This window comes from Dactylosporangium sp. CA-139066 (genome assembly GCF_050936175.1).
GTDB lineage: Bacteria > Actinomycetota > Actinomycetes > Mycobacteriales > Micromonosporaceae > Dactylosporangium.
This window is the reverse complement of record NZ_JBNJNH010000001.1, coordinates 4,681,123-4,701,200: the sequence shown is the minus strand read 5'-3', so window position 1 is coordinate 4,701,200 and position 20,078 is coordinate 4,681,123. Positions and strand designations below refer to the sequence as shown.

16 protein-coding genes are annotated in these 20,078 nt (G+C 71.8%); 6 read left to right on the top strand and 10 right to left on the bottom strand.

Annotated elements, in window-relative coordinates:
* Positions 1–93 precede the first annotated feature (93 nt).
* Together ACQEVU_RS21390 and ACQEVU_RS21385 are read right to left on the bottom strand one after the other, a co-directional pair.
* Positions 94–573: an SRPBCC family protein gene (locus ACQEVU_RS21390; protein WP_433326143.1), complete on the bottom strand. Its 480-nt coding sequence runs from the start codon at positions 571–573 to the stop codon at positions 94–96.
* Positions 570–929, bottom strand: coding sequence for a metalloregulator ArsR/SmtB family transcription factor (locus tag ACQEVU_RS21385; RefSeq protein ID WP_433326141.1), 360 nt, complete (start codon positions 927–929; stop codon positions 570–572). The genes ACQEVU_RS21390 and ACQEVU_RS21385 overlap by 4 nt, the downstream gene beginning before the upstream one ends.
* 56 nt (positions 930–985) lie before the next feature.
* Between ACQEVU_RS21385 and ACQEVU_RS21380 the strand changes: the two genes are divergently transcribed.
* Positions 986–1,303, top strand: a complete 318-nt coding sequence (locus ACQEVU_RS21380) for an NIPSNAP family protein (RefSeq protein WP_433326139.1) — start codon at positions 986–988, stop codon at positions 1,301–1,303.
* Between the two features lie 231 nt (positions 1,304–1,534).
* Here ACQEVU_RS21380 and ACQEVU_RS21375 read toward each other — a convergent pair whose 3' ends face one another.
* Genes ACQEVU_RS21375 through ACQEVU_RS21345 form a run of 7 tightly spaced genes read right to left on the bottom strand, consistent with a single transcriptional unit; the run spans position 1,535 to position 13,169 of the window.
* The gene (locus ACQEVU_RS21375; RefSeq protein ID WP_433326137.1) at positions 1,535–3,946 is read right to left on the bottom strand and encodes a beta-L-arabinofuranosidase domain-containing protein; all 2,412 of its coding nucleotides are present in this window, start codon (positions 3,944–3,946) and stop codon (positions 1,535–1,537) included.
* A 15-nt stretch (positions 3,947–3,961) separates the two neighbouring features.
* A complete protein-coding gene (locus tag ACQEVU_RS21370) occupies positions 3,962–4,741 on the bottom strand; it encodes a carbohydrate ABC transporter permease (protein ID WP_433326135.1) in 780 nt (259 codons plus the stop codon).
* Between the two features lies 1 nt (position 4,742).
* Positions 4,743–5,669 (bottom strand): carbohydrate ABC transporter permease, encoded by a 927-nt coding sequence (locus tag ACQEVU_RS21365; RefSeq protein WP_433326133.1) that lies wholly within the window; start codon positions 5,667–5,669, stop codon positions 4,743–4,745.
* 6 nt (positions 5,670–5,675) lie between these two features.
* Positions 5,676–6,962 carry an ABC transporter substrate-binding protein gene (locus ACQEVU_RS21360; RefSeq protein WP_433326131.1) on the bottom strand — a complete coding sequence of 429 codons (1,287 nt, stop codon included), beginning with the start codon at positions 6,960–6,962 and terminating at the stop codon, positions 5,676–5,678.
* Between the two features lie 23 nt (positions 6,963–6,985).
* On the bottom strand, positions 6,986–8,005 hold the full coding sequence (locus ACQEVU_RS21355) for a LacI family DNA-binding transcriptional regulator (RefSeq protein WP_433326129.1): 1,020 nt from the start codon (positions 8,003–8,005) through the stop codon (positions 6,986–6,988).
* Between the two features lie 19 nt (positions 8,006–8,024).
* Positions 8,025–11,324 carry a discoidin domain-containing protein gene (locus tag ACQEVU_RS21350; RefSeq protein WP_433326127.1) on the bottom strand — a complete coding sequence of 1,100 codons (3,300 nt, stop codon included), beginning with the start codon at positions 11,322–11,324 and terminating at the stop codon, positions 8,025–8,027.
* 15 nt (positions 11,325–11,339) lie between these two features.
* On the bottom strand, positions 11,340–13,169 hold the full coding sequence (locus tag ACQEVU_RS21345; protein ID WP_433326125.1) for a glycoside hydrolase family 127 protein: 1,830 nt from the start codon (positions 13,167–13,169) through the stop codon (positions 11,340–11,342).
* 244 nt (positions 13,170–13,413) lie between these two features.
* Here ACQEVU_RS21345 and ACQEVU_RS21340 point away from each other — a divergent pair, with 244 nt between their 5' ends.
* From ACQEVU_RS21340 to ACQEVU_RS21330, 3 genes are all read left to right on the top strand, one after another.
* On the top strand, positions 13,414–14,436 hold the full coding sequence (locus tag ACQEVU_RS21340) for a LacI family DNA-binding transcriptional regulator (RefSeq protein ID WP_433326123.1): 1,023 nt from the start codon (positions 13,414–13,416) through the stop codon (positions 14,434–14,436).
* Between the two features lie 155 nt (positions 14,437–14,591).
* Positions 14,592–15,377, top strand: coding sequence for a hypothetical protein (locus ACQEVU_RS21335; protein ID WP_433326121.1), 786 nt, complete (start codon positions 14,592–14,594; stop codon positions 15,375–15,377).
* Between the two features lie 87 nt (positions 15,378–15,464).
* The gene (locus tag ACQEVU_RS21330) at positions 15,465–16,706 is read left to right on the top strand and encodes a delta-60 repeat domain-containing protein (protein WP_433326119.1); all 1,242 of its coding nucleotides are present in this window, start codon (positions 15,465–15,467) and stop codon (positions 16,704–16,706) included.
* A gap of 16 nt (positions 16,707–16,722) precedes the next feature.
* Here ACQEVU_RS21330 and ACQEVU_RS21325 read toward each other — a convergent pair whose 3' ends face one another.
* Positions 16,723–17,559, bottom strand: coding sequence for a chitosanase (locus ACQEVU_RS21325; protein ID WP_433326117.1), 837 nt, complete (start codon positions 17,557–17,559; stop codon positions 16,723–16,725).
* Positions 17,560–17,627: 68 nt separating this feature from the next.
* Here ACQEVU_RS21325 and ACQEVU_RS21320 point away from each other — a divergent pair, with 68 nt between their 5' ends.
* Positions 17,628–17,897 carry a hypothetical protein gene (locus ACQEVU_RS21320; RefSeq protein WP_433326115.1) on the top strand — a complete coding sequence of 90 codons (270 nt, stop codon included), beginning with the start codon at positions 17,628–17,630 and terminating at the stop codon, positions 17,895–17,897.
* Entirely contained in the window at positions 17,894–20,068 is a 2,175-nt protein-coding gene (locus ACQEVU_RS21315; RefSeq protein ID WP_433326113.1) for a bifunctional polysaccharide deacetylase/glycosyltransferase family 2 protein, read from the top strand. Before ACQEVU_RS21320 ends, ACQEVU_RS21315 begins: the two co-directional genes overlap by 4 nt.
* Positions 20,069–20,078 lie beyond the last annotated feature (10 nt).

Genomic DNA, 20,078 nt, shown 5'->3' with positions numbered 1-20,078 from the left:
CTGGGTGAAGACCTTGAGGACCGAGCGCAGATCAAGGCCCGGTGGACGTTGACCGACCGACGCACACCGGACCGGCCGGCGCGCGCGGCACTCCTACTGCTGCGCCTCGAAGTACTCCTTCAGCGCCGGGTAGTAGTCGTTGAAGTCCGGCATCGGCGCGCCGTCGCGCGAGGCGACGAGGGCGTCCAGGTAGAACTCCCAGCCCGGGCCGACCTCGCCGACGCCGTACGGCCCGGTCAGGCGGTTGGCGAACCGCAGCTCGGTCACGCCGTCGCGCTCGCTCAGCGTCAGGTCCATGTGCCAGCCGCCGGGCTCCTGCGCCGAGGACAGCGTCAGCCGGTGCGGCGCCTCGCACGCCTCGATGGTCAGGTCCATCCAGGGCTTGCCCTCCTCCTGGATCATCTGGACCTTGATCGTGTTGCCCGGCGCCCCGTCGCCCTCCCACGGCCCGAACCAGCGCGCCGTGCGCTGCGGATCGGTGATGCTCGCCCAGACGTCCTCGATGGACGCCCGGAACGTGCGGGTCACCACGAGCTCGTCGCCGAACAGCCGGCCGGTCGGTGTCGGACTCATGCGGTCTCCTTCTTGAATGTCTGCGGTTGCTGCGACTGCCGCTCGCGGCGGGCGCGGTAGACCTCGGTTTCGAGCGCGTCGAAGTGGTGCTGCCAGCCGGACGGCCGTGTCAGCTGCCCGAGCCACCCGGCGAGCTCGTCGAGCGGCCCCGCGACGAGCGAGTAGACGCGCCGCCGCCCGTCCGACGCGTCGCGCACGAGCCCGGCCTCGCGCAGCACGCGCAGGTGCCGGCTGACCGCCGGGCGGCTGATCTCGAACCGCTCGGCGATCTCCCCCGCCGACCGCGACGCGTCGCGCAGCATCAGCAGGATCTCCCGCCGAACCGGATCGGCGATCGCGCCGGCCACCTCGTCCACGCCGGGAAGCGTAACCAACAGGTTACACGTCTGGCAATGCCGCGTAGGGTGAACGGATGATCACCTGCGTGGTGCACTACACGATCGATCCGGCGCAGATCGAGGCGTTCGAGCGCTTCGCGCGGGAGTGGATGCGGCTGGTGGGCGAGCACGGCGGGGTCCACCACGGCTACTTCCTTCCCGCCGAGGGGGCCAGCGACCGGGCCGAGGCGCTGTTCAGCTTCGACAGCCTCGCGGCCTACGAGCGCTACCGGGCGCGCTTCGGCGTCGACCCCGAGTTCGTCGCGGCCGACAAGATCCGGGACGACTCCCGGTGCGTGGTGCGCTACGAGCGCACGTTCATGCGGCCCCTGCTGCCCGGCGCGCAGGCATAAGCGCCACAACGGCGGCCGCGCGCGGCGGATTCGGCCGCGATCCGCGGCGTTGATGGCAACGCGACTGGAACCGCCCCAGGCTCGGCGCGACCGCGGGCGTCACGGGGCTGGGCGGGCTGTACCTCCGCGCGCCGCACGACGCCGTGCCGCGCTCGCTGTGGGTCGCCGTCGCGCTGCTGGGCGCGACCGTGGCGGCGGTTCGGCCGATGGACCGCCGCCGCGGGGCGCCGGTCAGTTGCCGGCGGAGAAGAAGCCGGAGACCTCCGAGGCGGTCAGCGCCCGGCTGTAAAGGCGGACGCTGTCGATGGCGCCGGTGAGGTACGGGTCGGCGTACTGCGAACGGCCGAGCCAGTTCTGCGTGGTGTTGCCGAGGCTCGCCGGGCTCAGGGTCATGGCGCTGTTGCGGGCGACCTCGGCGCCGTTGACGTACAGGATGCCGACGTTGCCCGTCTTCGTGACCGCCACGTGGGTCCAGGCGCCGGCCGGCAGCGCCGCCGGGGCGTCGATGCGCTGCTCGCCGCCCGAGCCGCCGGTGGTGATGGCGAAGCGGGCGGTGCCGGTGCTCGAGCGCGGGGTCAGGAACATGTTGACGCCCGTGCCGGTGCCGAAGTCGAACACCCGCGACCACGAGGCCAGCGTCGTGATGCGCACCCACAGCGCGATCGAGAAGCTGCTCGCGCCGGCCAGGATGCCGGCCGGCAGCGACACGTAGCCGTTGGTGCCGTTGAGGCTGACGGCGCTGCCGGTGCGGCCGGTCGTGTAGGCGGCGTTGACAAGCGTCGCGGTCTTGCCGTTGCCCGTGGCGTCGGCGGCGCTGTTGTCGAACGGGTAGTAGGCGACGAACGCGGGCAGCGTCTGGCCGCCGGTGACGGACCAGTAGACCGAGTACCGCTGGCCGTGGACCTTGTAGAAGGGCTGGAGGGTGACGCCGTTCGCGGTGTACTGCAGCGGCGTGCTCGTCGCCGTGAGCGTGGCCGGGTCGAGCACCGGCAGGGCGGAGAGGTTGCTGGTGCCGAACAGGCCGCCGAGCACGATCGGGCCGACCTTGACCGCCTGCACGGTGCTGTTGTCGTTGGTGGCCTCGCGGGTCAGCGCCATCGGCAGGGTCAGGTCGACGACGTCGCCGGAGGCCCAGGTGCGGCTGATGGTCGCGTAGGTGCCGGGCTGCGGTGCGGCCTGCGCGGCGCCGTTGACCTTCAGGGCCGCGCCGGTCGCCCACGCCGGGATGCGCACCTTCACCGTGAACGTGCCCGATCCGGTCACCGTCAGCTTCGTCGAGCCGGCGTCCGGGAACGTGGTGTCCTGGCGGACCGTCACGCCGCGGGCCGGCCAGGTGAGCACCGACGGGATGAACAGGTTGACGTACAGCGTGCTGCCGCCGTCGTGGAAGTAGATCGAGTCGCCGTACTTCGTGTTGCTCTCCATGCCGGTGCCGTGGCAGCACACGAAGCTGTTGTAGTCGTTGCTGTACGTCTTGATACCCCCGGCCCGCAGCGGCACGTAGTAGCACTGGAACCCGTGCGCCGAGTTCGGGTCCTGCGAGGCCAGGGTCTGGTTGTAGACCGCCTTCTCGTAGTAGTCCATGTAGTCGGCGCGCGCCGGGTTGGTCAGGAACAGCTGCCGCGTCAGCTTGAGCATGTTGTAGACGTTGCAGCACTCGGCGGTGGTGTCCGACAGCTCGCTGGCGATGCGGTCCGGCGCCTTGAAGTACTCGCCGTTGGAGTTGCCGCCGATCGCGTACGTGTGATGGTTGGTGACGATGTCCCAGAAGTTCACGGCGATGTCGCGGTAGCGGGCCGTGCCCGTGGCGTGGTACTCCCGGATCGCCCCGATGATCTTCGGGATCTGCGTGTTGGCGTGGTAGTTGTTCAGGTTGTCCACTCCTGACGCCAGGGGGTCGAAGATCTCGGCGTGGTCGAAGTACTGCGCCGTGGTCAGGTGGTTGGCGTCGCCGGTGACCTGGTAGAGGTTGGTCAGCACCTCGTTCATGCCGCCGAACTCGGTGTCCAGCATGTTCTGGCGCTGGGTCAGCGTGAGCCGGTCGTTGCGGGCCTTGACCCAGGCGGCCTTCCTGGTGAGCACGGTCAGCGCCTGCGCGTTGCCGGCGAGCAGATACATGTCGAGCAGGCCGGCCATGATCTTGTGCAGGGTGTAGTACGGCGCCCACACCGACTGCCGCGCCTCGACCCGGTCGATGAAGCTCTCCGGGAAGGCGCTCAGATAGCCGGATGCAGCCTGGCACTGGGCCAGCACGGCGACGATCTGGTCGCCCTTGGCCTTGAACGCGGTGTTGCCGGAGCTCGCGTAGGCCTGCGCGAGCGCGCTGAGCAGGTGGCCGGTGGAGTGCCCGCGCAGCTCGGTCGTCGGCGACTCCCAGCCGCCGCACGGCGTGGCCGACGACGGCAGCCCCGCGTTGAGCCGGAAGGTGTGCAGGAGCCGGTCGATGTCGAGGAACAGCAGGTACGACTGCGTGCGGCCCGTGTTGGCGGTGAACGGGCTGGTGAGCAGCTGCACGGCGGTGAGGGGGAAGGCGTAGGCGGATACGCCGATGTCGGTCCGGGCGGCCGCGGCTTCTTGAACAGCCACGAACGCAGCGACGGCGCCGGCGGCGGAGGCCGCGAGCACGGTGCGGCGGGTGGGCATGGATCCTCCTGAGAGCTAGCCGCGCAGCGCGCCGGACATGAAGCCGCGGACGTAGCTGCGCTGCAGGACGAGGAACAGCACCAGACAAGGCACCGCCATGAACGTCACGCCGGCCTCCAGCGCGGCGTAGTCGATGGCGCCGAACGTGGCGGTGCGCATGTTCACCACGGCGAGCATCATGGTGAACTTGTCGGTCGAGTTGAGCAGGATCAGCGGGGCGAAGAACTCGCTCCACGAGGTGAGGAACGCGAAGAGGCCGACGGTGATGAGCCCGGGCCGCACGGCGGGCAGCATGACCCGCACGAGCGCGCCGAAGGAGGTGCAGCCGTCGATGAGCGCGGACTCCTCCAGCTCCTTGGGCACCGCCTCGAACGAGTTGCGCATCATGAAGATCGAGAACGGCAGCTGGAACATGATGAGCACCAGGCTCAGGCCGATGAGGGAGTCCTGCAGGCCGATCCAGCCGAGCAGCACGTAGAGGGCGATGAGGATGGTCGCGTACGGCACCATGAGGATCGCCAGCGTCAGCAGGAACAGCGCGTCCTTGCCGGGGAAGGAGAACCGGCCGAACGCGTAGCCGCCCAGCGTGCTCACCAGCAGGGTGCCCCCGACGGTGAGGACGCTGACCGCGACGGAGTTGAACACGTGCTCGAAGCGGATGCCGTTGTCGGCGGTGAACAGCCGGGAGTAGTTCTCCAGGCCGAAGCCCGCCGGGGTGCGCACCGAGGCGAAGGCGCTCCAGGCGAGCGGGAACAGGAACAGGATGGCGAGCGCCGCGCCGGTCAGCCGTCGCATGTCAGCCCCTTCTGCGCAGCATGCCGAGCTGCACGACGTTGAACACGACGAGGACGCCGAGCAGCACCACCGAGATCGCCGCGGCCGAGCCGAGGTCGAGCTCGATGAAGGCCTTGCGGTAGATGACCATCACCAGCGAGGTGGTGCTGTTGTCCGGGCCGCCGCGGGTGAGGATCCAGAACTGGTCGAAGGCCAGCAGCGAGCCGGTGACCATGAGCGTCAGGACGAGGGCGATCGTGGGGCGCATCAGCGGTACCGTGATCCGCCGGAAGACCTGCCAGCGCGTGGCGCCGTCGAGGCGGGCGGCCTCGTACACGTCGACCGGGATCGCCTGCAGGCCGGTGAGCAGGATCAGCATGTTGAAGCCGGCGAAGCGCCAGAGCACCAGCCCGACGGCGGAGCTCAGCGCGCCGGCCGAGCTGCCGCTGGTCCATGAGACGTAGCCGTGCAGCAGGCCCAGCGACTCGAGGATCCGGTTGACCGGGCCGATCTCGTCGCTGAGCATCCCGAGGAACAGCAGCGAGGCGCTGGCGAAGCCGACCGCGGCCGGGATGAAGTACGCGGTGCGCAGCAGCCCGATGCCTCGGCCGGCGTGCTGGACCAGCAGGGCCAGGCCGAACGAGAGCACGAACAGCAGGACGGTGACGATGACGGTGTACTTCAGCGTGAACCACACCGCCGTGCTCAGCAGCTCGTCGTCGGCCATGCCGGCGTAGTTCTCCGGCGCGTTGAGCTCGGGCGGGCCGAGCAGCGGCCAGTGGTGCAGCGACATCCACGCCACGAGCCCGAGCGGTACGAGGAAGAACAGCCCGACCATGAACGCGGTGGGTGCGGCGTAGAGGGCGCCGACCCATCGGCGTCCGGGGCGGCGCCGGGGCCGGGCGGCCGGCGGGGACTCCGCCGGCCGCGCAGGGACGAGCAGTGTCATGGGTGCCTATTTCTTCAAGGAGGCGGTCAGCGCGGTGGCGCCGTCGTCCAGGGACTTCTGGGCGTCGCCGAACAGGGCGCCGCGGAAGGCGGTCACCCACGGGCTCTGCGGGTCGTTGTAGGTGGCGTTGAAGTTCTTCGCGTAGGGCGTCCTGCCCTTGCCCATCAGGTTGTTGATGGTGACGACGCGGGGGTCGGCCGAGGAGTACTTGTTGCTGGCCAGGTCCGTGCGCACCGGCACGCCCTTGCCCTTGGCCACGACCTCGACCTGGGCCTCGTCGCCGAGCGTCCAGGCCAGGAAGTCCCACGCCTCGGTGGCGTGCTTGGTCGTGGCGCCGATGCCGATCGAGTCGCCGCCGACGAACGTCGACTCGCCCCCGTTGAGCCCGCTGATCGGCGCGACGCCGAGCTTGAACGTGGCCTTCTCCTCGATCAGGCCGAGCCAGGCGGCCGGGCCGGGCGCGATACCGATCTTGCCGCTCTGCAGGGCGCCGAGCCACGTCGGGCCGGCCTCGTCCTTCGACGCGGGCGCGGCGACGCCGTCGGTGTAGAGCTTGCGGTACAGCGCGAAGACGTCGGCCATCTCCTTGCTGTTGATGGTGCTGCCGGTGCCCTCGGCGTTCATCACGTCGCCGCCGGCCGCCCACACCGACGGCCACAGCGTGAAGACGTTGCAGCCGCCGCAGTTGCCGCCGAAGTACGTGCCGTGCACGTCGCCGCCGAGCTTGTTGACGGCGCGGGCGTCGTCGGCGAACTGCTGCAGCGTGGTCGGCGGCTTCTCCGGGTCGAGGCCGGCCTTGGTGAACAGGTCCTTGTTGTACAGCATGACCGACATGTCGATGGTGTGCGGCACCGCGTAGTTCTTCTTGTTCCACATGCCGTTGCGCACGTGGGCCGGCGCGACCTTGTCCTTGATCGCGAGGGAGTTGAACTTGTCGGTGATGTCCAGCCACAGGCCCTGGGAGGCGTACTGCGGCGCGAACACGACGTCGGAGGCGAACAGGTCGGGCAGCGCCTTCGCGCCGGCCGCCGAGGCGAGCTTCGCCGGGTACTCCTCGTTCGGGTACGCGGTGACCTGGACCTGGTTCTTGTGGGTGGCGTTGTAGGCGGCCGCGTACGCCTTCGACACGGACTCGGTCGCGGCCCGGGTCCACAGGGTGAGCGTTGCCCCGCTGTCGGCGTTCGCCTGGGCCCCATCATTGGATACACCTGGTGCCTTGCCGTCGCCGCAGGCGGCGGCTCCGAGCAGTAACGCGGCAGCGACGGTGCTGCACAACAGACGTCTCACGGTCATTCCTCTCATGGTTGTGAGCGCTCTCAATCTGAAACGGGGCTGGTGGAACTTCGTACGACGAGACGCGGCGCGGTGCGGTGCTCCCCGCCCCGGCGTGCGCCCGTCGAGATCTGGTCGACGAGCAGGTCCAGGCTGCGCCGGCCCAGCTCGGCGAAGTCCTGCCGGACCGTGGTGAGCGGCGGCAGCAGGTAGGGCGCCTCGGGTACGTCGTCGAAGCCGACGACGCTCACGTCGGCGGGCACGCGGCGGCCGGCCTCGTGCAGGGCCCGCAGCGCGCCCATCGCCATCTGGTCGTTGGCGCAGAACACGGCGGTCACCTCGGGCCGGCCGGCGAAGTCGCGGCCGGCGTCGTAGCCGGACGCGGCGCTCCAGTCGCCCGCCAGCGGTGCGGGCGCGACCCGCCCGGCCTCCTCGAGCGCGGCCCGCCAGCCGGCGAGCCGTTCGCGGGCCTCGGGCCAGTTCGACGGGCCGGTGACGTGGTGCACGGTGCGGTGGCCGAGCTCGAGCAGGTGGCGGGTCGCCAGGGCCGCGCCGGCGGCGTTGTCGACGGAGACCATCGGCACGTCGGTGCCCTCCCCCGCACCGATGCCGAGCACCACGATCGGCACGTCGAGCGGCTCCTGGCGCAGCGCCGTCCAGGCCGCCGCGACCGGGGCGAGCGTGACGATGCCCTCGACGGCCTGCTCGCGCAGGCGCCGGACGGCGTCGCGGACCTGTGGCACATCGGGCTCCCGGGCGCTGGCGATGCTGACGAAGTAGCCGGCCTCCCGGGCCGCCCGCTCGATGGCGTGGACCATGAACGAGGGCCCGAAGAGCGTCGTGTCGAAGGTGACGAGGCCGACCGTTTGCGACCGGTTGGTGGCCAGGGTCCGGGCGGCGACGTTGGGCTGGTAGTCCAGCGCCCGCATCGCCGCCAGCACCCTGGCTCGCGTCTCCGACCGGACGTTCGGATGGTCGTTGACCACCCGCGAGACGGTCTGGTGGGAGACCCCGGCGAGGTGGGCGACGTCCCGCATCGCCGGCGGTCTCCGCACGTGGTGCATGATCAGCACCGCACCTTGATCAACTCAGCGCCTTGACCTCGAGCAGCCCCACCGACGCGGTGCCGGTGCTGGTGAGCTGCACCCGCAGGCGGGTCGTCGAGGTCGCGGTGAAGGTGACGGTGTTGTACGCGTTCTTCGTGAGCGTGTACGGGCCGGCGCCGGGCACGTCGACGTACGCGGAGCCGTTCCAGTACTGCAGCTTCCACGCCGAGGGCATGTCGATGCCCTGCTCGTCGTCGAAGAAGTACACCTGCGCCTGGCTCAGCGTCTGGGCCGATGCCCACTGCAGCTCGGCCCACTGGGTGCCGCTGTTGGGCCAGGTCCCCCAGCGGCTGCCGTCGTTCGACGCGCCGCTGTTGGAGCTGGTCGGCTCGTCGCCGTTGTTGATCGCCGCGCAGCTCTCCCACGCCGACGTGTAGGAGCAGCTCGGCGTCGCCGACAGCGCCAGGTTGGTCACCGGCGGGGGCTGGGTGCCGCCGCGGTTGTACACCTTGATCTCCGTCAGGCCGGTCTTGGCGCCCGAGGCGTTGGTCGCCAGCACCCGCACCCGCTGGGCGCTGATCGCCGGGAAGGTGACCAGGTTGTAGTTGGCCCTCGGCGAGCCGGGGCTCTTGGCCTGGCTCGGCACGCTGACCCAGGCGCTGCCGTTGTAGTACTGGATGTCGTACGCCGACGGCGCCCGGTACGTGCTCGAGGCCGGCCGGCTGTCCTTGAAGTACAACCGGATCTCGTTGAGCGTCCGGGCCTGGCCGAAGTTCACCTCGAACCAGTCCTGGCTGTTCGGGGAGCCGCCGGCGCCCCAGAACGGCTCGTTGGTCGGGAAGCCGTCGATGGCGCCGCCGGTGGAGGTGCCGGCGCCGGTGTAGGAGGCGGACACGGCCGCGCCGGCGGCGAGGTTCGTCGGCGCCGCGGTGCTGTCGTCGATGCCGGCCTTCGCCATCTCGTCGACGACCCGGGCGTCGGTCTGCACGACCTGCGTGGGCGCCTGCAGCCCGGCGTAGGCCTGGCTGTAGGACACGGTGCCGGTCGTGGTGACCGTGCCGGTGGCCGGGTCCCAGGTGAACGGCACGAGCGAGTTCACGGTGGCGACCCGGGTGCCGTTGATGAAGATGGAGTACCCCTGCGGCACGCCCGGGTAGCGGGTCACGCCGTCGGCCGGGTCGTCCCACACGATCGTGAGGTCGGCGTTGCGATAGCGCAGGTTGTTGACGGTGAAGTGGTCCCACCCGATGTTGATGGGCGAGAGCTCCACCTTGGCGTCGTTGCGCGGCCGCAGCCCGGCGACGTCCTCGATCAGGGTCCAGTTGCTGCTGCCGAGGATGTTGTGGTGGATCCACGACCGGTAGGTGATCGAGGAGCCGTTCCAGTCGGCCCAGAACTCGTTCGCGTCGGGCCAGGCGGTGTTGCCGCCCACGTACTGCGCCCAGGCGTTCCAGTACAGCAGCTTCTTGTACCAGTCCGCGGTGAGGTACGACGTCGGGTAGTTGCGCAGCACCGAGCTCAGCAGCCGGAACTGCACCGTGGAGTTGATGGTGGAGAAGTTGTTGCTGCCGGTGCCCGACGCCGCCTTGTCCGCCTGGTCGGCGGTGTAGAACGGGAAGATCGGGTACTGCGCCGGGTCGTCGAACAGCCGCAGCGCCTGCTTGTACTGCGTGGTGTTCGGGACGGCACCCACCGCGAACGGGTAGTAGATGTTGATCTCTTTCCAGGGGTTGAACGCCCCGTCGGAGACCATCCGGTTCTCGAACAGGTTGTGCGACGGGTTCCACAGCACGCTGACGATCGCCGCGCCGATCTGGTCGGCCAGCGCGTTCATCTCATTGGCCTTGGCGGTGTTGCCGATCGCCGCGTAGGCCTGGGCCGCCGCGCGGGCGCCGCTGTACTGGTAGGCGGCCTCGCCGCGGTCCATGTTGCCGGAGCGCCAGTGGAACGACACCGCGTCGGCGTCGTTGCCGGTCATGGCGCCCCAGTTGTACTCGATGAGCTTGTTGTTGTTCGTGTCGTACGTGGCGAGCTGGCCCTTGACGTCGCCCTCGGCGTACTTGGCGAGGTTCGCCGCGAGCGCCGGCTGGCCGCCGTGGATCTGGTAGCTGCGCCAGGCCGCCTCGGCGATGTACTGCGTGTAGCTGTTCGACCAGTTCTCCGGGTCGCCGGGGTTGTCGACGAACCGGCCTCCCTTGGAGACCTGCCCGACGGAGAGCCAGTCGCCGTACGCGTACAGCGGCGTGCGCAGGTACTTCAGGTCGTCGATATGCATGGGCTGGGTGAGCGCGATGGCGTTGTTGTAGCCCAGCGCGCCCTCGACGGACGTCGGGAACTGGTAGGTCTGCCCGGGGATGTTCGCGTCGAGGTTGTTGAACCGCATCAGCCACCAGCGGTAGTAGTAGTTCTTCGTCAGCGCCGGCTCGGGCGAGTCGAAGAACGGGATGTTGTCCGCCCACCACCTGTTGTAGGCACGCACGTGGGTGGCGAACGCGGTGGCGTTGGAGTAGCCGGCGTAGGCGGAGTACTCGGTCGCCGACTCCGGGATCTCGTTGGCGATGAAGCCCATCACGACCTTCGCCGTGGCGGTGGCGCCGGCCCCGATGGTGATGGAGCGGTTCAGCCCGCCGGAGGAGACCGCGAAGCCGTCGCCGGTGAGCTTCGTCGTGAGCGTGGTGAGGCTGTTCTTCGTGCCGGTCGAGCCGGTCAGCTCGGCGCCGCTGCCGCCGGTCGCGTACGGCGAGGTGGCCCGCAGTGTCAGCGTGGTCGAGGACGAGCCGTTGTTGGTGATCGACAGGTTCGTCACCGCGACGTTGTTGTTGGTGATGAACTTCTGCTGGGTGATGGAGACGGAGCCGCTGGTGAAGACGCTCTTGGCGTAGCTGGGCGCCTGCCAGCGCTGGGCGGTCTGCTCGGTGAAGGTGCCCGGGCTGACCGCGATCGAGTAGGCGTTGGCGTCGCTGATGCTCTCCCAGTAGGCGACGTGGCCGGCGAAGCCGAGCACCGACGGGTTGTACGTCTTCATGAACAGGGCGCGGCCGCGGGTCATGAGGATCGGCCCGTCGGCGTCGGCCGGGTCGCTGCCGCCGGAGCGGGCGAGCATGCGGTCGACCCAGAAGTCGGTGCCGCCGCTCTCCGCGTTGTAGATGGTCTGCATCATGTTGCCGGTGGTGTAGCCGACCGGCGCGGCCGGGATCGCCGGCCCGGTGAACGTTGGGTAGCCGATGGTCTGGGCCGCGGCGGCAGGGCTGGCGGGCACTGCGACGGCGGCGAGGGAGGCGGTCAGGGCGGTCGTCAACGCGATTGCCAGCCTGGATTTCCAGCGGGGGTGCGGCATCGCGTCACCTCCATTTCAGGACGGGACGGTGGGCAGCCAGACGCGCATGGTGGACGGGCCACGGCGGGCCCAGCGGTGGTACGGCACGAGCGGCACCACGATCGGTTCGGGCTCGTCGCCCGTTGTCGAGATGCGGTTGGTCGTGTGGCGGTCACGGTACGGCCAGGGGTCGTCGACCGGTGAGATCGAACGGCCCTTCACCGCGTTGGCCTCCGGGGCGACGGCGGTGTCGACCTGGAGCTCGTCGAGGCGCACGCCGTCCTCCTGATCGATGGACTCGGCGCACATCACGACCGGGCCCACCTCGACGGCGGCGCAGCCGCGCACCGCGTCGACGCGGGGGTCGGGGAAGGTCCAGCGGGGACGCACGGCCAGGTCGAGGCGGACCTCGTCGCCGGCGGCGAAGACGCGCCGCTCGACGCGGGTGCCGCCTCCGGCCCACGCCGGCACGCGCAGCGTCAGCGCCCGCTCCTCGGCGGGCGCCTCGAGCACGGTGACGGTGACCTCGCCGGCCTCGGGGTAGCCGGTGCTGATCTGCAGGCGCAGCCCGGACGCCGCCACGAGCATCGGGGCGTACTGGTGGATCTGCACCCCGGCGTCGTCCTCGGTGACCAGGTAGGTGCCGAGGGAGGCGAGCAGCCGCGAGACGTTGGTCAGGCAGCAGGACACCTCGAACCAGGGCGCGCGCTGGCCGCCGCCGAAGCGCAGCTGCTCGTGCTCGGCCGGCGGCACCTCGGCCGGGGTGCGCTGGTGCAGGGTGTGCGCGTAGAAGAAGGAGCGGCCGTCGTCGGCGACCGCGGCGGCGATGACGTTGTGCAGCACGCGGTCGACGACGTCGCCGTAGCGGGTCTCGCCGGTGGCCAGCAGCAGCCGGTGGGCGAGCATGACCGTGGCCACGCCGGCGCAGGTCTCGGAGTAGGCGCGGTCGGGCGGGAGCGCGAAATCGTCCCCGAAGGCCTCGTCGAGGTGGCGGGAGCCGACGCCGCCGGTGATGTACGTGCGCCGGGCCAGGGTGCGGTCGAACTGGCGGGCGACGGACGCGAGCAGGTCGTCGTCGCCGGTCTCCACGGCCACGTCGACGGCGCCGATGGCGAGGTAGAGGGCGCGCACGGCGTGGCCGCCGAACACCTCGGCGTCGCGCAGCGGGGTGTCGTCCTGGAAGTACCGCCACCCGAACTCGTGCTCGGGGAGGCTGCGGCGCCCGCGCCGCTCGATGAACGCGGCCGCCTGGGCGAGGTATCGCTCCTCCCCCGTGACCCGGTAGAGCTCGACCAGGGCCGGCTCGATCTCCGGGTGGCCGCAGAAGCCCTCGGCGGCGAACCGCCGGCAGGCGTGGTCGGCGGCGCGGCGGGCGACGTCGAGCAGCCCGGGGGCGGCGCCCGTGCGGGCCGCGGCGACCGCCGCCTGCAGCAGGTGGCCGGCGCAGTAGAGCTCGTGGCCGAAGTTGGCGTCGCTGTAGCGCGCGGGCTGCCCCGGCCGGCCGTAGCCGGTGTGCAGGTAGCCGTCGTCGGCCTGGGCCCCGGCCGCGAGGGCGGTGAACTCGGCGAGCAGCTCGCCGTGCGGGTGCCCGCCCGGCCGGGCGGTCTCCCAGCAGGCGGCCTCGGTCAGCTTGTACACCTCGGAGTCGGAGAACTCGCGCCCGCGGCGGCGCAGCGCGGCGTCGGGGTCGCGGAAGTTGCCGGTCCAGCCGAGCCGGTCCAGCCACTCGCGGCAGTGCTCGATGGTGGCGGTGCCGTTGACCGCCTGGCGCTGGCCCCAGAACCCGCCGGTGAGCCGCACCTGGTGCAGTCCGACGGGCCGCAGCACCCCGCGCGAGGGCGCGACAGGTCCCGGGTTGGCGGTCACGGCCACCACCTTTCTCACAAGCGTTGTCGGCGCACGCCTCCGGCGCGGGCGCGCCGGGGGTTCCCACCCCGGACCCCCAATGCCCGCTTCGCGTGCACCTCGCCGAAATCCTTTTCGGGAATGGTGGCAGCAGGTTACAGCGGTGTCAACGGTCTATTTCCGCAACTCCCAGCCGTGTGACAGTTGTGACGATCAGTGCCGGTCGGCTATGCTCGCCGAAAAGTTTTCGAGAGGACCGTCTGACGTGGGAAGAAAGCGCGCACAGGTCACCCTGACCGACGTCGCGAAGCGGGCCGGGGTCTCGATCGCGACGGCGTCGAAGGCGCTGAACTCGCGTGACGAGGTGGCCCCGGCGACCCGCCGGCGCGTGCAGCAGGCCGCGGAGGAGCTGTCGTTCCAGCCCAACGTGCTGGCCCGCGGCCTGATCTCCGGCAATACTCGCACGATCGGCCTGCTCACCGACGAGCTGTCCGCGGCCCGTTTCGCCATCCCGGTGCTGCTGGGCGCCGAGAACGCGCTGGGCAACGAGCAGATGAGCGTGCTGCTGTGCGACGCCCGCGGCGACGCGATCCGCCGCCGCCACTACATCCGCACCCTGCTGGCCCGCCAGGTCGACGGCTTCATCATCCTGGGCGACGCCAACGACCTGCGCCCGTCGCTGACCCGCGACATCCCGGTCCCGGTCGTCTACGCCTACTGCGAGTCCGACGACCCGTCGGACCTGTCGGTGATCGCCGACGACGCCGGCGGCGCCCGCCTGGCCGCCGAGCACCTGGTGTCGCTGGGCCGCCGCCGCATCGCGCACATCACCGGCGACCCCGGCTACCGCGCCGCCCACGACCGCGTCGCCGCGCTGCGCGAGGTCCTCGACGCCGCCGGCCTCCCCCTCGTGGGTGACCCGCTGTTCGGCCAGTGGTCGCAGCGCTGGGGCCGCCACGCCACGGCCCGCCTGCTGGCCGCCCACCCGGACGTGGACGCCATCTTCTGCGGCAACGACCAGATCGCCTCGGGCGCCGCCGAGGCCCTGCGTGAGCTGGGCCGCGCGGTCCCCGACGACGTGGCACTGGTCGGCTACGACAACTGGGAGGTCTTCGCCACGGAGTGCCGCCCGCCGCTGACCACGGTCGACCTCAACCTGGAACAGCTGGGCGCGACCGCGGTGCAGCACCTGTTCGCGGTGCTCGACGGCGAACAGCACTCCGGCGTCGTGCGCCAGCCCGGCCGCCTGGTCGTGCGCGAGTCCACGGGGGTAGCCCCCACGCGTTAGCCCGGGTCGTGGTCTCGGGCCGGGCCCGGCCGACGGTTCAGGCCGGATTCTGATACGTGCGGCTCGCCACAGCGCGGGCGGTGAATCGGCGACAGTTTCTGCGGTGACCCGCCAGTAGCCTCCGAAAAGCTTCGCATTCGGAGGGCATACACATCATGAAACACATAACCGCATTGCTCACGCTCGTCGTCGCGGCCGGTGCGCTCGCCGGGTGTGAGGCCGAGTTCACCACCGACACCGGCGGCCAGGGCCGGGTCATTGCCGCGTCCGCCAGCCCGCTGCCGCCGGCCGAGGCGCTCAAGGCGGCCGTCAAGAACCTGGACGAGACCGCGTACACGTTCGGCATCAAGCAGGGCGACATGACCGGCGGCGGGCGCATCGACAGCCGCGCCAAGGTCGCCACGATGCAGATCGGCGGCGATGTCGGGACGACCCACATCTCGGTGGCGTACACCATCGTCACCCCGGAGCTGTGGATCAAGGCCGACTTCGGGGACGACCTCAACAAGCAGTGGGGGCTGGACCCGGTCCACTGGCTGCTCGTCGACCGATCGAAGGTCAGCTCCACCGCCACCCTGCCCGTCGACAGCTCCGGCGCGCCGGAGCTCGGGGTCACCGAGCTGTTCAAGGACGGGCTCGGCGAGGTCACCCGGACCGACGCCACCCACTTCGCGGGCACCGTCGACATGACCGTCGCCAACAGCGTGCTCGCGCCCTCCGCCGACACGCTCAAGAGCGCCGGGGCCAAGGCCAAGGCGGTGCCGTTCACCGCGACGACCGACGACAAGGGGCGCCTGACCTCGTTCGTCATCGACGGCGCCTCGATCTCATCCGATCTGGCGATGTCGCTGACGTTCGCCGGGTTCGGCGAGATCCAGCCCGTCACCAAGCCGACCGGCGCGATCCCGGCGCCCGACTCGGTGTACCAGCTGTTCGACTGAAGCCTGTGACCCGTCCCGGGGGCTCGTCGTTGAACGCCTTGCGGGCGCACGACGGCGCACCGGGGACGGGAAGGGCGTGGTGCGCGGATGCGTCGCCTGCTGGCCGCTGCGGCGGTGCTGGTCATGATCGCGGTCGCGTGGCCGGCCCGGGCGGGAACGGTGCTCGGGCTGGTCAGCGCCCGGCCGGTGGCGTGGACGCCCAACGTGCTCGACGGGGCCGTGGCGGCGATCGCCGTGGTCGGCGACACGGTGGTGGTCGGCGGGGACTTCACCACGGTCGCCGACGCGGCCACCGGCCAGCGGTACCGCCGGCCGAACCTGTTCGCGTTCCAGCTCGGCACCGGGCGGGTCCTCGACCCGGCGCCGGCCGTCGACGGGCCGGTGACCGCGCTGGCCGCCGGGCCTGGCGGCGGGGTGTTCGTGGCGGGGCGGTTCGCGCACGTCAACGGGCGGGCGCGCACCGGGCTGGCCGAGCTGGACGCCGTCACCGGGCAGACCGTGGACGGGTTCACCGCCACCGCCGGCAAGGGGCAGATCCGGGCGCTGGCGGCGGCCGGGCCGTGGCTGTACGCCGGCGGCAGTTTCACCACCATCGGCGGGCAGCCGCGGGCCGGGCTGGCCCGCCTCGACGCGGCCACCGGCGCCGTCGATCCCGGCTTCGACCTGCGGCTGGCCCGGGCCGACCGGGGCACGGTGAAGGTCGAGGCCATCGCGGTCACCGCCGACGCGACGCGCCTGGCCGCGGTGGGCGCGTTCGACGCGGCCGCCGGGCAGCGCCGCGCGCAGCTCGTCGTCGCCGGCCTGGGCGGCCCGGCGCCGGGGGTGGCCGCCTGGTCGACCGACGCCTACGCCGCCAAGTGCAAGACGCTGTACGACAGCTACCTGCGCGGCGTCGACTTCGCCCCCGACGGGACCTGGCTCGCCGTCGCCGCGACCGGCGGGATGTCGGGCGCCCAGCGGATGTGCGACAGCGTCGCCCGGTTCGACCTGGCCGGCGGGGGCAACCACCGGCCGGCGTGGGTCAACCGCACCGGCGGCAACACCCTGTGGTCGGTCGCGGTCACCCCGGCCGCCGTCTACGTCGGCGGGCACCAGCAGTGGATGGACAACCCGAACGGGCACAAGAGCGCCGGGCCCGGCGCCGTCGCCCGGCCCGGGATCGCCGCGCTCGACCCGGCCACGGGCGCCGCGCTGCCGTGGAACCCCACGCACAGCCGCGGCATCGGCGTCGGCGTCCTGGTGACCTGCCCGGCCGGGCTGCTCGTCGGCTCCGACACCGACCGGCTCGGCCGCGAGTACCACGGCCGGATCGGGCTGCTGCCGGCCTGACGGCCGTCGCCGGACCCTACCGCAGGTCGTAGTCGTCGCCGTCGACGGTGATGCGCACCGGCGGGTCCAGGCGCCACCGGCTGTCGTCGACGAGCTCGCGCAGCGCGTCGACGCGGCCGGTCGACTCCGACCAGGCGGCGCGGGTGTCCTGGTCGTGCGCGTGGCGCAGCGTCTGCTCCCGCTCGTCGAGGAACGCCTGCAGCCAGTCCTGCTCGTCGACGCCGCCGGCCGGTTCGCCGCCGGCCCTGCGCATGGCCCGGGCGATCAGCGCGGGCATCCCGTCCGGGTCGTCGCCGGTGCCGTGCTGGACCGCGGTGTCGTACAGCACCGCGACCCCCAACGGCGTGCGGATCCCCAGCTTCCGGGCGGCCTGCAGCGCCGGGTCCAGCGTGAGCCGGCCGGCCAGGGCGTCCTGCTGGGCCCGGAACCTCGGGTCGGCGGCCGCCGCCTTCCAGTCCGCGGCGAAGCCGTCGAGGCCGCCGGTGTCGGCGCTGCCCCCGTCGGCCAGCTCACGCAGCCGCGGCAGGTAGCGGGCCAGCGGGCTGCCCGGGACGTCCGCGGTGTAGGCCGCCACGACGTCGCGGACCTCGGTGCCGCTGGTCGTGAAGCCGATGGTGCCGCAGGTGTACCCCCGGCCGTCCCCGAGCGTCTCGACCGCCTCGTAGTGCGGCGCCGGGTCGCCGTGCTCGAACACGCCGATGAGCTCGTCGGCGACGCGCCGCTGCGGCTCGCTCAGCGCAACGGCCGACGGCCCGTGCCCCGCCTCCGGCCACGGTTCCCCCGCGGCCCTGCTGCACGCGGCCGGCAGGACCGCGAGCAGCAGGGCCACGATTGCGGTGCCCCCACATCGCATTGAACCCCTCCTACCCACCGCCCTCGTGGATCATGCAGGATCCCGGCGGCTCTTCTATGTTCGAGGACATGACCGAGCACCCGGGGACAAGCCGTCCGATGGGGCGCGCCCGGATCGACCGGGCCGTCGGCAAGGCGCCGCTGCCCGAGCGGGCGGCCACCGCCGTCATCCGCAACGGCCGGCAGGAGCCGCGGCCGGTATTCGTCGACCCTAGCGGCGCCCGGCGCCGGCGGGTGCGGCGGGCCGCGTACGCGGTCGGGGTACTGCTGCTGCTGGTGCTCCTGGCGCTGTGGCTGTCGCAGTTCCTCGGGGCCGCGCACCCGCCGGTCTCCGGATGACGCTGTACCGCGCCGCCCCGGTGGGCGACGCGGCCTCCTCCGGCACGCTGCCCGCGGTGCGCCGCCGCCGCATCGCCCTGCGGCTGCTGCTCGCCCTCCTGGCCCTGGCGCTGCTGGCCAACCTGCTGCTGGTCGAGGCGTACACCAACAGCGGCTTCGCCCCCGACCACCAGGCCGACGCTCAGCAGCCCGCCGGTTCGGTGCCCGCCGCCGTCAGCGGCGGCGGCCCGGTCATCGACGCCACCGGCGGCCAGGTGCGCACGCTGCGGATGCCCGAGCGCACCATCGCGCTGACCTTCGACGACGGGCCCGACCCGACCTGGACCCCGAAGGTGCTCGACGTCCTGCGCCGCCACAACGTCCACGCGACGTTCTTCGTCATCGGCTCGGAGGTGGCGCGGCACCCGGACCTGACCCGCCGGCTGATCACCGAGGGCCACCAGGTCGGCACCCACACCTTCAGCCACCCGCAGCTGCCGGAGCTGCCCGCGTGGCGGCGCACGCTGGAGTACTCGCAGACGCAGATGCTCATCGCGTACGCCACCGGCCGCTCGACGCCGCTGCTGCGCCCGCCGTACTCGTCGTTCCCCGACGCGCTGCGCGACCCCGACTGGGCCACGGTGCAAGAGGCGGCCGGGCAGGGGTACATCACCGTCCTCAACGACCTCGACAGCCGGGACTGGGCCCGGCCCGGCGTCGACACCATCGTGCGCAACGCCACCCCGGAGGGCCGCAACGGCGCGATCGTGCTCTTCCACGACGCCGGCGGCGACCGCGCCCAGAGCGTCGCCGCGCTGGACCGGCTCATCCCGCAACTGCAGCAGCGCGGGTACCGCTTCAGCACCGTCGCCGACGCGCTCGGCGGCGCCCTCGGCCCGGCCAACCCGCCCGCCCGCGCCGCCGACGTGTGGCGCGGCCGCGGGCTGGCCTGGGCGATCCGCACCGCCGACGTCAGCTGGTGGGTGCTGTGGGGCCTGCTGCTGCTCGTCGGCGCGCTGACCCTGGCCCGCGCGCTGCTGCTGTTCCTCTTCGCGGTGCGCCACTCCCGGCGCCGCCGCTCGGTCACCTGGTCGTGGGGCCCGCCGGTCACCGACCCGGTCACGATCGTCGTGCCCGCCTACAACGAGCGCACCACGATCGAGCCGGCGGTGCGGTCACTGGCGCTGTCGGCGCACCCCGGCGTCGAGGTCATCGTCGTCGACGACGCCTCCACCGACGGCACCGCCGAGGCGGTCGAGGCGCTCGCCCTCGACAACGTCCGCGTGGTCCGGGTCCCGCCCGGCGGCAAGGCGACCGCCCTCAACACCGGCGTCGCCCTGGCCCGCCACGACCTCGTCGTCATGGTCGACGCCGACACCGTCATGGAGCCGGATTCGGTACATCAGCTCGTCCAGCCGTTCGCCGACCCGGCCGTCGGCGCCGTGGCCGGCAACGTCAAGGTCGGCAACCGGCGCGGGCTGCTCGGCAAATGGCAGCACATCGAGTACGTCATAGGCTTCAACCTCGACCGCCGCCTCTACGACACCTTCGGCTGCATCCCGACCATCCCCGGCGCGCTGGGCGGCTTCCGGCGGCCGGCCCTCGCCGACGCCGGCGGGCTGACCGTCGACACGATCGCCGAGGACACCGACCTGACGATGGCGATCCACCGCGCCGGCTGGAAGGTCGTCTACCAGGAGACCGCCCGCGCGTTCACGGAGGCGCCGGCGACCCTCGGGCAGCTGTGGATGCAGCGGTACCGCTGGAGCTACGGCACCATGCAGGCCATCTGGAAGCACCGCTCCGCCGTGCGCGACTCCGGGCCGTCCGGCCGCTTCGGCCGCCGCGCCCTGTCCTTCATCGCCGCGTTCAGCGTGCTGCTGCCGCTGCTGGCCCCGCTGCTGGACATTCTCGCCGTGTACGGCACGTTCTTCCTGAACCGCACCGAGACCGCGGTCGGCTGGGCGGCCGTGGTCGTCGTCAACATCGTAACGGCCGTCCTCGCCTTCCGCCTCGACCGCGAGCCCCTGCGTCCCTTGTGGACATTGCCGCTGCAGCAGCTGGTGTACCGCCAGGTGATGTACCTCGTGCTGCTGCACTCGGCGATCACCGCGATCACCGGCCGGCGCCTGCGCTGGCAGAAGCTGCGCCGCACGGGTGACGTCGACGCCGTCGCGACACCCGGCGCATAGCGACGCGCCT

Bases quoted from the DNA above. Each gene is read 5' to 3' on its own strand.
- ACQEVU_RS21320 (WP_433326115.1), top strand. From the start codon at position 17,628: ATGACCGAGCACCCGGGGACAAGCCGTCCGATGGGGCGCGCCCGGATC.
- ACQEVU_RS21380 (WP_433326139.1), top strand. From the start codon at position 986: ATGATCACCTGCGTGGTGCACTACACGATCGATCCGGCGCAGATCGAG.
- ACQEVU_RS21335 (WP_433326121.1), top strand. From the start codon at position 14,592: ATGAAACACATAACCGCATTGCTCACGCTCGTCGTCGCGGCCGGTGCG.
- ACQEVU_RS21390 (WP_433326143.1), bottom strand. From the start codon at position 573: ATGAGTCCGACACCGACCGGCCGGCTGTTCGGCGACGAGCTCGTGGTG.
- ACQEVU_RS21350 (WP_433326127.1), bottom strand. From the start codon at position 11,324: ATGCCGCACCCCCGCTGGAAATCCAGGCTGGCAATCGCGTTGACGACC.
- ACQEVU_RS21315 (WP_433326113.1), top strand. From the start codon at position 17,894: ATGACGCTGTACCGCGCCGCCCCGGTGGGCGACGCGGCCTCCTCCGGC.
- ACQEVU_RS21330 (WP_433326119.1), top strand. From the start codon at position 15,465: ATGCGTCGCCTGCTGGCCGCTGCGGCGGTGCTGGTCATGATCGCGGTC.
- ACQEVU_RS21325 (WP_433326117.1), bottom strand. From the start codon at position 17,559: ATGCGATGTGGGGGCACCGCAATCGTGGCCCTGCTGCTCGCGGTCCTG.
- ACQEVU_RS21355 (WP_433326129.1), bottom strand. From the start codon at position 8,005: ATGCACCACGTGCGGAGACCGCCGGCGATGCGGGACGTCGCCCACCTC.
- ACQEVU_RS21375 (WP_433326137.1), bottom strand. From the start codon at position 3,946: ATGCCCACCCGCCGCACCGTGCTCGCGGCCTCCGCCGCCGGCGCCGTC.
- ACQEVU_RS21370 (WP_433326135.1), bottom strand. From the start codon at position 4,741: ATGCGACGGCTGACCGGCGCGGCGCTCGCCATCCTGTTCCTGTTCCCG.
- ACQEVU_RS21360 (WP_433326131.1), bottom strand. From the start codon at position 6,962: ATGACCGTGAGACGTCTGTTGTGCAGCACCGTCGCTGCCGCGTTACTG.
- ACQEVU_RS21365 (WP_433326133.1), bottom strand. From the start codon at position 5,669: ATGACACTGCTCGTCCCTGCGCGGCCGGCGGAGTCCCCGCCGGCCGCC.